Genomic DNA, 14787 nt, shown 5'->3' with positions numbered 1-14787 from the left:
CCCTTGAGGGGAGGGTCGACGCGTAGCGCGGGGTGGGGTCGCCGGGCATGAAGCTCGGCATGGACCGACCCCACCCGGCCCCCCGGGCCACCCTCCCCTCGGGAGGGATATCTGTGCTAGATCCCCATCATGCCGCGCAGCACCTTTTTATCGGTCGTGCCGCCGGCGAAATCGTCGAATGCTTTTTCCGTCACCCTGATGATGTGGTGCTGGATGAAGGGGGCGCCTTCGGCAGCACCATCCTCCGGGTGCTTGAGGCAGCATTCCCATTCCAGCACCGCCCATGAATCGTAATTGTATTGGGTGAGCTTGGAGAAGATGCCGCCGAAATCCACCTGCCCGTCGCCGAGCGAGCGGAAACGTCCGGCACGGCTGGTCCAGCTCTGGTAACCGGAATAGACGCCTTGCCGCCCGGTCGGATTGAACTCGGCATCCTTGACGTGGAACGCCTTGATCCGCTCGTGGTAGATGTCGATGAATTCGAGATAATCGAGCTGCTGCAGCAGGAAGTGCGACGGGTCGTAGTTGATGTTGCAGCGCTTATGGCCGCCGACCGCATCGAGGAACATCTCGAATGTCGCGCCGTCGAACACGTCCTCGCCCGGATGGATTTCGTAGCCGACATCGACGCCGTTCTCGTCATAGACGTCGAGGATCGGCTTCCAGCGCTTGCCCAGCTCGGCAAATGCTTCCTCGATCAGTCCCGCCGGCCGCTGCGGCCATGGGTAGAGGTATGGGAAGGCCAACGCGCCGCAAAACGACACCGACGCCTTGAGCCCGAGATTCTTCGACGCCTTGGCGGCGAACTTCATCTGTTCGACCGCCCATTGCTGCCTGGCTTTTGGATTGTTGTGCACCGCAGCCGGCGCAAAGCCGTCGAACTGCGCGTCATAGGCGGGATGCACCGCCACCAGTTGCCCCTGCAGATGCGTCGACAGTTCGGTGATTTCGACGCCGGCATCGGCGCACATGCCCTTCACCTCGTCGCAATAGGCCTTGGAGGAGGCTGCCTTCTCGAGATCGAACAGTCGAGCGTCCCATGTCGGAATCTGCACGCCCTTGTAGCCCAGACCAGCCGCCCATTTGGTGATCGAGGCCAGCGAATTGAACGGCGCGGCGTCGCCCGCAAACTGCGCCAGGAACAGACCAGGCCCCTTCATCGTCGTCGGCATCGGCATCTCCCTATGTTTCACGACCAAGCATAGCGCCGATTGAAAACAGGGCCAGCGTCTTTGGTCTCTTTGCACAGCGCGCTCAGCGCTGCTATTCTGGTATTACCAAATGCCGAAATCTGGTCAAGCCATTTGACGCGCTGCGACGGTCCTGCAACCATGCCGAGTTAAGCCACATGTTTAAGTATAATCAATAGCATAGACAGGAGCCAACGCTTGATGGCAGCAGTTCTTGCCGTCCAGATGAAATTACTGTAGACCTCCCTTCAAGCCCAATTGGTCGAACCAGTTTGCAAAAAATGCTGGGACGCCTTGGGGAGGAATCATGCGGCACGCTTCGGCAGAGTGCGCCGCAGGCGAACTGGTACAGGCGATTCTGGGAAGGATAGACCATGCATCTTTCGACGCACAATTGGATGCGGGCGGAGCCGCTGGAAACGACGCTCAAGCGCATCAAGAAATTCGGCTACGAGTCGATCGAGATCTCCGGCGAACCCGAACAGTACAAGCCCAAGGAGACGCGCGCACTGTTGAACGAGTACGGCATTCGCTGCTGGGGAGCGGTGACGCTGATGCTGGGCGAGCGCAATCTCGCCGCCAAGGACCAGGGCCAGCGCGAGCGCTCGGTGCAGTATGTCAAGGACGTGCTGACCATGGTCAGCGAACTTGATGGCGAGATCATCACGCTGGTTCCGGCCACCGTCGGCAAGGTGGTGCCGGACGGCACCGAGGAAGAGGAGTGGAAATGGGTGGTCGACGCCACCCGGGAATGCTTTACCCACGCCAAGAAGGTCGGCGTCAAGATCGCGGTCGAGCCGCTCAACCGCTTCGAGACCTATCTGTTCAACCGCGGCGCCCAGGCACTGGCGCTGGCCGATGCGGTCAGTCCCGAATGCGGCGTCTGCCTCGACGCCTACCACATCCACATGGAAGAATTTAACGTCTACGACGCCATCCGGCAGGTCGGCAAGCGCCTGTACGACTTCCATGTCGCCGACAACAACCGCTTCGCCGCCGGCCTCGGGCAGATCGACTGGCCGAAGATCGTCGGCACGCTGAAGGAGATCGGCTATGACGGCGCGCTGACCAATGAATTCGTCGCCCCCGTCGACCGCACGCCGGCTGCCCCCTATCCCGACATGGTCGAACGCAACCCCGTCGACATCTCGCCGGAGCAGCTGAAATTCATTCAGGACCACGGCTCCAGCGTGCTCACGGAGAAATTCTACACCGACCAGATGCGCATCAACGCGGAAACGCTGCTGCCGCTGATCAAGTAGCCGAGCCGTTTGGAAAGAGCCCTTCCGCCTCACCGCGGCCGGGCCGAGGATGAACATGCGCATCAAGACGGTCCAAGCCTGGTGGGTCCGCATACCGATCGAAGCCGCGAAGCAGCACCGCAGCGACTTCGGTCAGGTGGCGACGTTCGACGCCGCCATCCTGCGCATCGAAACCGACGACGGGCTGGTCGGCTGGGGCGAAGGCAAGAATGCCGCCGGCAGCGCCGGCAGTTACGGCGCCCTTGTCCATTTGCTGAACTACGAGGTCGGCCCGCAGCTGGTCGGCCGCGACCCGGCTGACATCGGCGTCATCTGGGAGATGCTCTATAATGGCACGCGCCACGACAGCGCCGCTCGCGCCGGCCACGCCATGCCGCAATTGGCGCGACGCGGCATGAGCATCGCGGCTATCAGCGCCGTCGACATCGCATTGTGGGACATTCTTGGCAAATCGCTCGGCGTTCCGGTCTGGCGGCTGCTCGGCGGCCGCAAGCTGGACCGCATGCCGGCCTATGCTTCCGGCGGCTGGGCCACTGCGGAAGCCATCGGCGACCAGCTGCAGTCCTACATCGCCAAGGGCGGTTTCAAGGCGCTGAAGATGCGCGTCGGCGCCATGGACGGCGCCCCACATATCTCGGCCGCTCGCGTCCGTGCCGCCAGACAGGCGCTCGGTCCCGATATCGACCTGATGGTCGACGCGCACGGCACCTACACGGTGGCCGAAGCCAAGCGCTTTATCCATCTCGCCGGCGACCTCGATCTCGCCTGGTTCGAGGAGCCGGTGATCGCCGACGACAAGCCCGGCATGGCCGAGGTGCGCGCCTGCGGTTCGATCCCGATCGCCACCGGCGAAAGCGAGGCGACGCGCTATGCCTTCCGCGACCTCGCCGTGCTAAAATCCGCCGATATCTTCCAGCCGGATCCGGCCTTTTGCGGTGGCATCAGCGAGGCGATGAAGATCGGCACCATCGCCAGCGCCTTCAATCTGCGCTTTGCGCCGCATCTTTGGGCCGGCGCGCCCTGCTTCTTTGCCGGGCTGCATGTCTGCGCTGCTTCGCCGGCGAGCTTCACCGTCGAATATTCGCTCGGCGCCAACCCGATGATCCACGATCTGATCGAAGAGACTGTCGAAGCAAAGGACGGTATGGTAGCGATCCCTGATAGACCCGGGCTGGGATTCACCATTTCGGAGCGGTTCCTGGAGGCGCACGCGCAACACGGCTGACATGAAAGAAAAGAACCTTCTCGCGGAACTCGCCGCCTATCTGTTCTCCCATTCGGACAAGGAGACGGGCCGCACGCCGTCGGAGCGCGAACTGGCAGAGCATTTCAGCGTCAGCCGCGGCCAGATCCGCGAGGCGCTGGCCATTCTCGAGGCCATGCGCATCGTCGAGCGACGGGCGAAATCCGGCATCTACATCGATACGAAGCAGGCGAGCGTCGAGGCGATGGCGCTGTTCGCCCGCGCCGGCCTGCCGCTCGATCCCGTCCAGATCTACGAGACGGTCGAGTTGCGCAAGATCCACGAGATCAAGGCCGCCGAACTTGCCTGTTCACGCGCCACCGAGGAGAATTTCGAGCGGCTGCGCGAGATCCTGAAGGCCTCCGAGGATCGCATCGCCGCCGGTGAAGGGCTTGCCCGGGAAGACCGCGAGTTCCACCTCGAGATCGTGCGGGCGACCAAGAACAGCGTCTTCCACAATATCTGCAGCGTCTACTACATGATGGGTGAACTGCGCCTGCCGATCTATTTCAACGATCCCGAACGCAGCGTGCGCTCCCATGCCGAGCATATCCAGATCTACGAGGCGCTGCTGCGCCGCGATGGCAATCTCGCCCAGGCGCTGATGAGCGCCCACCTGCAAGGCGCGGAAAGCTACTGGAAGGGGCTGATCGAGGGGCGTGGGGCGGAACCGGAAAGCCCTGCGCTCGAAAAGGCCTGAAATGCTCAAGATCCTGTCAACACACAGACTGCACCCTCGTGCCGCTTCCATGCTGACCGGGGCCGGCGAACTCGTCGTTGCTTCCGCCCTCGATGCGGCCACGCTGGCCGCCGAGGCGAGGAACGCCGATGTCATCATCGTTCGCGCTCCCTTGCCTGCGGCGCTTTTCGAAGGCGCGAAGAAGCTCAGGGCCGCGATCCGCCACGGCGCCGGGCTGGACATGGTACCGATGGAAGCGGCCAATGCGGCCGGCGTGCTGGTGGCGAACGTGCCGAGGGTGAACGCGCGATCTGTCGCCGAATATGTGATGTTCGCGGCGCTGGCGCTGCTTAGGCGCTTCCGTGTGTTGGACCGCGACTTGCGTGCGAAGGGCTGGCTGGCGGGCCGCGAACACACGGTGGTGGCCAGCGAGCTAGCGGGCAAGACGATCGGCATTGTCGGCCTCGGCGCGATCGGTCAGGCGGTTGGCCACATCGCCGCCCATGGGTTCGATCTGAATGTGGTGGCGACGACGCGCAGCATGCGGCCGGCGCCGGACAGGGTCGGCTTCCTGTCGATCGATGCACTCATCGAGCAGAGCGACATCATCGTTCTGTGCTGCCCGCTGACGCCCGAAACACGGGGGCTGATCAGCCGCGAGCGCATTGAGCGGATGAAGCCGGATGCGCTGCTGATCAATGTTTCGCGCGGGCCGGTGATCGATGACGACGCGCTGATCGAGGCCTTGCAGAAGGGCCGCATCGGCGGCGCTGCGCTCGATGTTTTTGCTACACAACCGCTACCGCCCAACCATCCTTATTTTGGCTTCGACAACGTCATCGTCACCCCGCACATGGCTGGGATTACCGAGCAGTCGATGATGCGCATGGGCGTCGGCGCGGCTGGCGAAGCCTTGCTGGTGCTGGCCAACAGATTGCCGGTCAATCTGCGCAACCCCGAAGTGGTCGAGCACTACCGGCGGCGGTTCCCTGCCGATTTCTGAAAGCGCCCCAATTTTCCCGAATTCGCCGGCGATGGTGCCGGCATGGCAAGCGTCACAAAATTCCTGCTGACCACCGGCTTCTGCGTGGCGACGGCGCAAGCCTTCGCCAACGGACAGGGTAGCTACGTGTTCTGCGACAACGGCATACGCTGCGTGGCGGCACCCTGTCCATCGAACAGCGCGCTCGACCTCGCTGCTGGGAAGCTCATCAAAGGCGTTTCAATCGACATCGATCGCCTGCCGCAGCAAGACAAGGCGCTCGATCTTTCAGACAAGCTCTATGCCGGCAAGGTCGTTGTTGTCGGCTCGATCGAGAACCGCACCCGGACCTTCAACGGCAAGCGGTACACCCTGCCTTGGCTGGTCGCCACCAGCATCGAACGCGCCGCCAAGGACAGCGAACGCGGCCACTGCTCGTCGCGCTGACACGCGCTATCCGATCAATTTGCAAGCAGCCCCTCCACGCCCGCTGCGATGCGCAGCAGGTGGTGGTCATGGCCATTGCGCGCCACCAGCATCAGGCCGGCCGGACGCGTCATTCCCGGCATCGGAAGCGAGATGGCTGATAGATCGAACTGGTTGGCGACCTGCGTGTTGCGCAGCAGAAGGCCTTCCGTCCTGTTGCACAGAGCCTCGTCGCTGGTCATCGACACGATCGTCGGCGCCGTCACCGGTGTGGTCGGCAGGGCCAGCACGTCGACCGACGCCAGCCGGTCATCCATCGCGGCGGCCAGCGCCGTGCGGCGGCGCATTGCCCTGATATAGACCGTGGCCGGAATGGCGGCGGCGCGCGCCAATGGCCCGCTTACCCGCGGGTCGACCGGCCTCGTCGCTCCCGTCGCCAGCCAGTCGGCATGGATCTCCGCCCCTTCCATCGCCGCGATCGACGCGCGTTGGGTTGCCACGCGCAGATCGGCAAGCAGGTCGTCGATCGACAGCTCCACAAGCCGTGCGCCGCTAAGCTCTATCTTGCGCAGACACCGGTCGAACGTCGTCGCGACCTCTTCCTGCGTATCATCGAACAGCACGCCGCGCGCAATACCGATGCGCAGGCCGTCCAGCGGCAGCGGCAACAGTGCCGCCAGGTTTTCGCCCGACATCACTGCATCGGCCGCCGCACATTCGGCGACGGTGCGGGCCAGCGGACCGATCGAGTCCAGCGTGGCTGACAGCGGAAACGCACCCGCAAGCGGCACGCGCCGCGCAGTCGGCTTGAAACCGACGACGCCATTCAGCGATGCCGGAATGCGCACCGAACCACCGGTATCGGAACCGATGGAGATTTCGCTGGTGCCTTCGCCCACCGAAACGCCGGCGCCTGAGGAGGAGCCGCCCGGAATACGGCTGGCATCGCTAGCATTGCCGGGCGTGCCATAATGTGGATTGACGCCGATCGCAGTAAAGGCGAACTCGGTCATGTTGGTCTTGCCGAGGATGATTGCACCGGCCTGGCGCAACTGTTGCACGACAATGGCATCCCGCAGCGCCGGCGCTGCGTTGGCGAGCAGCAGAGAGCCCGCCGTGGTCGGCTCGCCGGCGACATCGAACAGATCCTTGATCGAGACGATCGCCCCATCGAGCGGCCCGAGCGTGACGCCGGCTTTTCGCCGCGCATCGGTGGCGTCCGCCGCCGCCCGTGCGGCTTCCGGGTAGAGCTTTACGAAAACCCTCTCATCGTCGACGCGAGCGGCAAGAGGCGAAAGAATTGCTTCGAGGTGATCGCGGGCTGATTGCATTTTTCGGTGTCGGACTCCGCGCGCTTGCAACGTCTTAACGTAGTAGCCAGAAACTGGCCGCAGGAGACATAGCCCGGCACGGTCGGATTTGCACCTGTCGAACCGAAGGAGGAAGGCCCGATGCTCTACCAAGGCAGCTGCCACTGCGGCAAGGTCGCGTTCGAGGTCGAAGGCGAGCTGACCGGAGCCGTTCGGTGCAATTGCTCGATCTGCTCGCGCAAGGGTGCACTGCTATGGGCAGTTCCGCATGAGAGCATGCGGGTGCTTGCCTGGGGCGATGATCTCGGCCGCTACAGCTTCGGCAACCATGTCATCGCCCACCGCTTCTGCCGCAGCTGCGGCATTCACCCCTTCGCCGAGGATGTCGGCGAAGGGAGCGGGCGAAGTGCCTATATCAATATTAATTGCATCGAGGCGTTGGACGTCGCCGCCGTGCCGGTCTTCGACTTCGACGGCCGTTCCGTTTAGGCCTTGGGGTCGTCGATCGGCTTGGGGCCAAGGAAGAACGCCGCCAGTGCCGCAAGCAACGTCGCCGCCGCGCAATAGGCGAAGGCGGTGGCAACGCCGGTATTGTCGACCAGCAGGCCGCCGAAGACGGCGCCCAACGCGATGGCGACCTGGAACGTCATAACCATGAGCCCACCGGCGCTTTCCGCCTGATCGGGGGCGGCCCGCACCAGCCAGGTCTGCAGCCCGACTGGGACGGCGCCGAAGGCAAAGCCCCAGCTGGCCACTGCTATTGCAGCCACGACGGGTGAACCTCCGACCACCAGCAGCAGGAGCGCCGAAAACGCGATCAGCAGGGGCGCCAGGCTGACGGCTGCCTTGAGGCTGCGTTCGGCAATGAAGCCGCCGGCAAAATTGCCGAAGAAGCCACCAATGCCGTAGGCGAGCAGCACAAGCGAGATCGTCTCGATGTCCAGCGCGGGGACCTTCTCGAGAAACGGGCGGACATAGGTGAAGCCGGCAAAATGTCCCGAGGCGACCAGCAGCACCACCAGCAGTGCCACCCTGATCATCGGCCGCTTCATCACCTCCAGCAGCGTGCGAAAACCTGCCGTACCTGCAGGCGGCAGCTTCGGAATGGTAGCCACCTGCACCAGCAGCGCCAGCGCACCGACCACGGCGGCGATCATGAACGCCGTCCGCCAGCCCCAGATGTCGCCGACATAGGCGCCGACCGGAGCCGCGCAGACCGTCGCCACCGAAACGCCGGTGAGAATGATCGACATGGCGCGCGGCATCAGCCGCATCGGAACGAGCCGCATCGCCATGGCTGCCGACATCGACCAGAAGCCGCCAAGACTGATCCCGAGCATGATGCGGGCAATCAGAAGAACGGGAAGCGAGGACGCAAACGCGGCCACCAGATTTGACAGCACAAGCAGCACCGTCAGTGCCCACATGACCAGCCTGCGGTCCAGCCGCTTGGTGACAATAGCCATGGTCGGCGCCGCAATCGCGCCAATGACGGCGGTGGCCGTTACCGCCTGCCCGGCGGCGCCTTCGGTGATGCCGAGATCCTGCGCAAGCGGCGTCAGCAGGCTGGCAGGCAGAAATTCCGCGGTCACCAGGCCAAAGACTCCGAGCGCCAGGGAGACCACCGCCCCCCATGCGGGCTCGGATCGTTCGCCGGTTTCCGATGGGTCGAGAACGGCGTCCATGACGCCTGTCGCGGGTTCGGTCATGAGGGATCTCCGGTCTGTTGCAGCGCAGCATTTGGCTGCAATGCAAGCAACATAGGGAGTGACTAGCTGGAGTTTCCATGCTAGAAACACCATTATGTTTGACCGTTCGTCCAAAATTCCAATCACCGGCGATCCGCTGACAGACATATTGCGGGGATTGCGTCTCGAAGGCGTCGATTACGGCCGTTGCGAGATGAAGGAACCCTGGGGCATCCATTTTCCGGCTCAGGCGGCGGCACGGTTTCATTTCATCGGCCGCAAAGGCTGCTGGTTGCTGCAGCCGTCCGGTGAATGGGTCGAGCTCAAGGCGGGCGACGCGGTATTGTTGCCGCGCGGCTCAGCCCACACGCTGGCGAGCGAGCCGGGTATCGAGGCGGCGCCGATCCACGGCTATGAGGTCGAGGAAATCTGCAAGGGTGTCTATTGCATGTCGAATGACGGCATGCCCGGCTGCCGTCCGGGGACCTTGCTGTTTTTCGGCAGCATGTATTTCAATCTCGATGGCTTGCACCCCTTGCTCGGCATGATGCCGGACGTGATGCGCGCACATGAGTTGGAGGCCTATGAGCCAGGTATCCCGCATTTGCTGGAAGCGATGGCCCGCGAGGTGACGATGGAGCGCGTCGGCTCTGGCGGCATCCTGGCGCGGCTGGCCGATGTGCTCGCCGCGACCGTCATCCGCTCATGGGTCGAGCGCGGCTGCGGCGACTCTTCCGGTTGGATTGCGGCGGTCAGGGACCGCGAGATCGGCCGGGTGCTGGCCGCGATCCATCTGGAACCGAACCGCGACTGGACGGTGGAGGCTCTGGCGAAGATGATGGGTGCCTCGCGATCAGGTTTCGCCGAGCGCTTCGCAACCATTGTCGGCGAAACACCGGCAAAGTACGTCACGCAGGTGCGGATGCACCAGGCGAGGCAATGGCTGGTCCGCGACCGGCTCAAGATTTCCGTCGTCGCGGCTCGTCTCGGCTACGAATCCGACGCCTCCTTCAGCCGCGCCTTCAAACGGGTCATCGGATCGCCGCCCAGCCATTTCCGGGCCGAGGAACAGGCGGAGATCCGCCAGGCCGGCTAAACGTTGGCCGGCTTATTGCTCGGTAATGCAGGCCGAGCCGGCGCTGCTCTTGCAATATTTGCCGGAGGCCCCGCACCTGCCATCCGAGACTTCCACGACGGTGCCGCTCAACAACAGCTTGCAGTCGCTGGTGGACAGATTGACCGTGCCGTTGAGGTCCTTGATCTTCTTGGCGTCGACCTTCGCGCCGGCGACAACTTTCTTGGCTGCCTGCGCCTCGCCCAGATGCGCCGCCGACAATCCCATACCGGCGACGAGCAGGATCGTCGCAAAACTGCGGAACAGATTTCCCATAGCCAACCCTCCATTTTGGGCCTCCAAATTGGGCTTGCAAAGCCCGTTTGGGACCAAAGGATCAGCCTATTCGACAAATCGGAGCATCCGCATCCCCCGTACGGGGGATGACGGGAAGACTCGAGCATTTCGCAGCCAAGTGGAATCACGTGGCGTCGCACAAATGCGGCTAAAACACATGGATAGAGCGGGATGCACGGTTCACTTTGAACGCATCCCGCTCTAGCGCAGTAAAGACGCTTGTACTTAGCCGGCGTGACGCAGGCTTATTCCGCTGCCCTTGTCGAACAGCACCACCTTGTCCGGGTTCCAGGCAAAGCGCACCGGCTGCTCTATCTGGACGTCGGTCCTGGCAGGCACGGTGGCGCGCAGCATGGCGTCGCCGACCCGCAGCGTCAGGATCTTCTCGACGCCATGGTTCTCGACGTCATGGACCCGCGCCTCGACCGGCGCGCCGGTCTCGAGATAGACGTCCTCGGGACGAATACCGAAGACGAGCGGGCGACCGTCGGTCGCCGCGCCCGTCTTTAGCCCCCACGAAGTCTTGGCACCCCCCGAAGTCTTGGCACCCCCTGCAAACGGCAATTCGAAATTGAGCGGCGCCATCACCGCACGTCCGTTGACGAGCTTGCCGTCGATGAGATTCATCGGCGGCGAGCCGACGAAGCTTGCCACGTAGGTGTCGCGCGGATTGTTATAGATCTCGTACGGCGTGCCGGTCTGGACGATGCGGCCATGGTTGAGCACGCCGACCTTGTCACCCATCGACATCGCCTCGATCTGATCATGCGTCACGAACAGGAAGGTGGCGCCAAGCTGCATCTGCAGGTTCTTCAATTCGGTGCGCAGCGCCTCGCGCAATTTGGCGTCGAGCGCCGACAACGGCTCGTCCATCAGGAATACCCGCGGCTTGCGCACGATGGCGCGACCGATCGAGACGCGCTGCATCTCGCCGCCTGAAAGCCTGTCGGTCTTGCGGTCGAGCAGATGCTCGATCCTCAGCGTCCTGGCCGCGCGGTCGACACGATCCTTGATCTCGGCATCGGGCAGCCGGCGGATCTTCGGCTTCAGCGGAAATTCGAGGTTCTGGCGCACCGTATAGCGCGGGTACAGCGAATATTGCTGCAGCACCAGCGCCACGTCACGCTCGGCCGCGCCCCAGTCGGCGACATCGACGCCGTCGATGAAGACCTGGCCTTCGCTCGGTTTTTCCAGGCCGGCAATCATGCGCAGCGTCGTCGTCTTGCCGGCGCCGGTCTCGCCAAGCAGAACGAAGAACTCGCCATCGGCGATGTCGAGATCGAGCCCTGTCAAAGCAGTATGGTTGCCGAACTTCTTCGAGATGTTCTTGAGCTGGATGTGGGCCATCAGAGTCTCACTCCCAGCGATTTGCCGCTCGCCGTGTCGAAGAAATGCGCCTGGCTGGGATCGATTCTGACGAAGACTCTTTCGCCGGGGCCGCCGATGAAGCCGCTCTTGGTGCGCGCACGCAGCATCTTGGAGCCGACCTTGAGGTCGACGATGTCGAAGGACCCGAGCGGCTCGACGATCTGCGTCTCCACCGGCAGGAACCCCTCGGCGGCTTCGCGGCGGACGAGGACGCCTTCCGGCCGGATGCCGAGCGCGAGTTGGCTGCCGGCATGGCCGTTGAGCTTCGACAGCAAGGCGCGCGGGAATTCGAAACCGGCGGCCGCATCGCCGACCGTGACCGAGGCCGATGAGGCTTTCTCGGTCACCGAAGTGTCGGCGACGTTCATCACCGGGCTGCCTACAAATTGCGCGACGAAAAGATTCGCCGGGTGCGAATAGACCTCGTCCGGCGAGCCGACCTGCTGCAGCACACCTTCATGCATGATGACGATGCGGTCGGCGAGGCTCATCGCCTCGATCTGGTCGTGGGTGACGTAGATGCTGGTCGAGCCCTGCTTGATGTGCAGCCGCTTGATCTCGGCCCGCATCTCCTCGCGCAGCTTGGCATCGAGCGCCCCGATCGGCTCGTCCATCAGCATCGCCTTCGGCCGCCGCACCAAGGCTCGGCCGATCGCCACGCGCTGCATGTCGCCGCCCGACAGCGCCGACGGTTTCTTGGCGAGGAGATCGCTGATCTGCAGCGTCTTGGCGACCGAGCGCACCTCGCTGTCGATCTCGGCCTTGCTCTTGCGCGTCGCCCTGAGCGGAAAGGCGATGTTCTCATAGACGCTCATATGCGGATAGAGCGAGAACGACTGGAAGACCATGGCGATATCGCGATCGGCGGCCTTGAGGTGCTGGACCGGCTTGCCGTCGATGAGGATGTCGCCGCCGTCGATCGTCTCCAGCCCGGCAATCGCCCTGAGCGTCGTCGTCTTCCCGCAGCCCGACTGGCCGAGCAGCACGATGAACTCGTTGTCGTTGATCTTCAGGTTGAGGTCCTTGATGACCTGGACGGCGCCGAAATATTTCTGGACGCCTCGAAGCTCGATCTGGGTCAATGCTGTGCCCCCGGATTTGCCCCTTGCCCGGTGCCGGCCTTCTCCTCCGGCGCGATCTTGGAGGTGATGTTGAAGCCGATCAGGCCGATCAGGATAATGGTCACGCCATAGCTGTGCAGCAGCATGTTCCACGGCTGGCAGAGCGCGATGATACCGAGCACCATCAGCACCTGGCTGCCCGGTTCGAGATATTTCTGGTTGATGTCGCGAAAGCTCATTTGCGGATCGCTCCAAACGACATGCCGCGCAACAGGTGGTTGCGGAGCAGGAAGGTGAAGATCGCGACCGGCAGCAGGAACAGGAAGGTTCCGGCGGCAATCACCGTCCAGTCCGGCAGGCCGGAACCGATCTGGCTGGGGATGAAGGGCGGTGCTGTCTGGGCACGGCGGCTGGTCATGATCAGTGCGAAGGCATATTCGTTCCACGCCGTGATAAAGCAGAACACGGCGGTGGCGGCGATGCCGGTGGCGGCCTCGGGCAGCACGATCTTGAAGAAGGCCTCCATGCGCGTATAGCCGTCGACGAGGGCCGCCTCCTCATACTCCTTGGGGATCTCGTCCATGAAGCCCTTCATCAGCCACACCGAGAAGGACAGGTTGAAGGCGGTGTAAAGGATGATCAGGCCGATATGGGAATCGTTGAGGCCGACCGCCCGGTACATCAGGAACATCGGAATGGCGACGACCACCGGCGGCAGCATGCGTGTCGACAGGATGAAGAACAGTAGGTCCGCCTCGCCTTTTACCTTGAAGCGCGAGAACCCATAGGCGGTGAAGGTGCCCATGCCGACGGCCAGGACGGTCGAGGTTATGGCAACGATCAGTGAGTTCATGAAACGGCTCGGATAGCCCGACCACTGCACCTGGCCCTTGCCGTCGCGCACGATCTTTTCACCCCCATTGAAGACGACGCGCTCCCACCACGGCGCAGCCGCGTACTCCTCCGGCGACGGCGGGCTGCGCAGCTGCGAACGCTTGGTGAACAACTTGACGAAGGGCGATATCTCCGGCTGGAAAACCACCGTCGGCGGAATGGTGGTGGCGAGGTTGCGCGGCTTGAACGCCGTCGAGGCGATCCAGTAGATCGGCGCCAGGAAGATGATCGTCACCAGCAGGACAGCGACGATGGCGACCCGGTTGAAGGTGATTTCGGAAGAAGTGCGGACTGCGGCCATCTCAGCGCTCCTTCACCTTGTTGAGGTATTTGACATAGATGTTGGTGATCGCCAGGACCATGATCAGCACGATGTAGGCGAGCGCGCAGGAACGCCCGGTCTGCCATTCCTGGAACGCCATCTTGTAGAGCCGGATCGAGATCAGCTCGGCCGTCGGCTGGCTGGTCAGGATATAGGCGAGGTCGAAGGTCTTGAACGCCTCCATGGTGCGGAAGATGACCGCGATCATCAGGATCGGTGCAACCAGCGGCAGCGTTATGCGGAAGAAGGTGTAGAACGGCCCGGCCCTGTCGATCGCGGCTGCCTCGTAGAGATGCTTGGGCACGGCCGACAGGCCGGCCAGCGACAACAGCATGACGAAGGGCGACCACATCCAGATGTCGGTCAGCGCGACCGCATAGAGCGCCATTTTCGGATTCGACAGCCATTCGAAGGTGCCGAGGCCCAGCGCATAATTGATGATGCCGAAGGACGGATCGTAGAGCAGCTTCCAGAACAGGCCGACGACGGCCATCGACAGCATCATCGGCAACAACAGGAGCGTCGTCAGCAGGCCCTTGAGCGGAATGTCGCGATTGAGCAGCATGGCCACGCCGAAGCCGACGAGCAGCTGGCCGGCGACCGAGATGATGACGTATTTTGCGGTGATGGCGAAGTTGGACCAGACATAGGGATCGCTGAGCAGGTCGCGATAGTTTTGCAGCCCGACGAAATTCGCCGCCGCGCTGGTCGAGGCGCGGAAATCGGTGAACGAATAGCCCAGCGAATAGATCAGCGGGAAGATGTTGAAGACGATCAGAAACAGGATCGTCGGGATGATGAAGAGATTGCGGATCGAAATGTCGCTTAGACCGCGAGCGGCGGCCCGCGAGGACCTGTCCAGCGTGGTGATCATCGTGGTCGCCAAGACTCTGCTCCCGGTTCAAAAATCAGAAAAAGAAACGGAGGAGGCACGAACGCCCCCTCCGTGAA

Annotated in this window: 16 protein-coding genes; 7 read left to right on the top strand and 9 right to left on the bottom strand. The window is 63.0% G+C overall.

Features of this window, described 5'->3' with window-relative positions:
• Positions 1-116 precede the first annotated feature (116 nt).
• Positions 117-1172, bottom strand: a complete 1056-nt coding sequence (locus tag NKI54_RS00585) for a sugar phosphate isomerase/epimerase family protein (RefSeq protein WP_352577412.1) — start codon at positions 1170-1172, stop codon at positions 117-119.
• Positions 1173-1564: 392 nt separating this feature from the next.
• Here NKI54_RS00585 and NKI54_RS00580 point away from each other — a divergent pair, with 392 nt between their 5' ends.
• From NKI54_RS00580 to NKI54_RS00560, 5 genes are read left to right on the top strand one after another with little or no spacing between them, the layout of a single operon-like run.
• Positions 1565-2452 carry a sugar phosphate isomerase/epimerase family protein gene (locus NKI54_RS00580; RefSeq protein ID WP_023675190.1) on the top strand — a complete coding sequence of 296 codons (888 nt, stop codon included), beginning with the start codon at positions 1565-1567 and terminating at the stop codon, positions 2450-2452.
• Between the two features lie 55 nt (positions 2453-2507).
• Entirely contained in the window at positions 2508-3677 is a 1170-nt protein-coding gene (locus NKI54_RS00575; RefSeq protein ID WP_292661184.1) for a mandelate racemase/muconate lactonizing enzyme family protein, read from the top strand.
• A 1-nt stretch (position 3678) separates the two neighbouring features.
• The gene (locus tag NKI54_RS00570) at positions 3679-4395 is read left to right on the top strand and encodes a FadR/GntR family transcriptional regulator (RefSeq protein WP_292661187.1); all 717 of its coding nucleotides are present in this window, start codon (positions 3679-3681) and stop codon (positions 4393-4395) included.
• A gap of 1 nt (position 4396) precedes the next feature.
• A complete protein-coding gene (locus tag NKI54_RS00565; protein ID WP_352633824.1) occupies positions 4397-5377 on the top strand; it encodes a hydroxyacid dehydrogenase in 981 nt (326 codons plus the stop codon).
• A 42-nt stretch (positions 5378-5419) separates the two neighbouring features.
• Complete coding sequence (locus NKI54_RS00560) at positions 5420-5803, top strand: hypothetical protein (RefSeq protein WP_352588475.1); 384 nt, start codon at positions 5420-5422, stop codon at positions 5801-5803.
• A gap of 14 nt (positions 5804-5817) precedes the next feature.
• On the opposite strand, the gene NKI54_RS00555 is transcribed toward NKI54_RS00560, so the two are convergent.
• Positions 5818-7113 (bottom strand): amidase, encoded by a 1296-nt coding sequence (locus tag NKI54_RS00555; RefSeq protein ID WP_352456822.1) that lies wholly within the window; start codon positions 7111-7113, stop codon positions 5818-5820.
• Positions 7114-7233: 120 nt separating this feature from the next.
• On the opposite strand from NKI54_RS00555, the gene NKI54_RS00550 reads away from it, so the two are divergent.
• Positions 7234-7581, top strand: a complete 348-nt coding sequence (locus NKI54_RS00550) for a GFA family protein (RefSeq protein ID WP_023675184.1) — start codon at positions 7234-7236, stop codon at positions 7579-7581.
• On the opposite strand, the gene NKI54_RS00545 is transcribed toward NKI54_RS00550, so the two are convergent.
• Positions 7578-8801: an MFS transporter gene (locus tag NKI54_RS00545; protein WP_352448398.1), complete on the bottom strand. Its 1224-nt coding sequence runs from the start codon at positions 8799-8801 to the stop codon at positions 7578-7580. The genes NKI54_RS00550 and NKI54_RS00545 overlap by 4 nt on opposite strands.
• 94 nt (positions 8802-8895) lie before the next feature.
• On the opposite strand from NKI54_RS00545, the gene NKI54_RS00540 reads away from it, so the two are divergent.
• Positions 8896-9876: an AraC family transcriptional regulator gene (locus NKI54_RS00540; protein ID WP_023675183.1), complete on the top strand. Its 981-nt coding sequence runs from the start codon at positions 8896-8898 to the stop codon at positions 9874-9876.
• A gap of 12 nt (positions 9877-9888) precedes the next feature.
• Here NKI54_RS00540 and NKI54_RS00535 read toward each other — a convergent pair whose 3' ends face one another.
• From NKI54_RS00535 to NKI54_RS00510, 6 genes are all read right to left on the bottom strand, one after another.
• Complete coding sequence (locus NKI54_RS00535) at positions 9889-10170, bottom strand: hypothetical protein (RefSeq protein WP_352448400.1); 282 nt, start codon at positions 10168-10170, stop codon at positions 9889-9891.
• A gap of 246 nt (positions 10171-10416) precedes the next feature.
• Positions 10417-11538: an ABC transporter ATP-binding protein gene (locus NKI54_RS00530; RefSeq protein WP_352448401.1), complete on the bottom strand. Its 1122-nt coding sequence runs from the start codon at positions 11536-11538 to the stop codon at positions 10417-10419.
• Positions 11538-12641, bottom strand: a complete 1104-nt coding sequence (locus tag NKI54_RS00525) for an ABC transporter ATP-binding protein (protein ID WP_023675180.1) — start codon at positions 12639-12641, stop codon at positions 11538-11540. Before NKI54_RS00525 ends, NKI54_RS00530 begins: the two co-directional genes overlap by 1 nt.
• On the bottom strand, positions 12638-12859 hold the full coding sequence (locus tag NKI54_RS00520) for a hypothetical protein (protein ID WP_023675179.1): 222 nt from the start codon (positions 12857-12859) through the stop codon (positions 12638-12640). Before NKI54_RS00520 ends, NKI54_RS00525 begins: the two co-directional genes overlap by 4 nt.
• Positions 12856-13815, bottom strand: coding sequence for a carbohydrate ABC transporter permease (locus tag NKI54_RS00515; protein WP_352448403.1), 960 nt, complete (start codon positions 13813-13815; stop codon positions 12856-12858). Before NKI54_RS00515 ends, NKI54_RS00520 begins: the two co-directional genes overlap by 4 nt.
• 1 nt (position 13816) lies before the next feature.
• On the bottom strand, positions 13817-14722 hold the full coding sequence (locus NKI54_RS00510; RefSeq protein WP_254816733.1) for a carbohydrate ABC transporter permease: 906 nt from the start codon (positions 14720-14722) through the stop codon (positions 13817-13819).
• Positions 14723-14787 lie beyond the last annotated feature (65 nt).

Origin of the sequence: Mesorhizobium sp. M0663 (genome assembly GCF_040320585.1) — a bacterium.
Lineage (GTDB): Bacteria > Pseudomonadota > Alphaproteobacteria > Rhizobiales > Rhizobiaceae > Mesorhizobium.
This window is presented reverse-complemented; position numbering and strand designations above follow the sequence as displayed.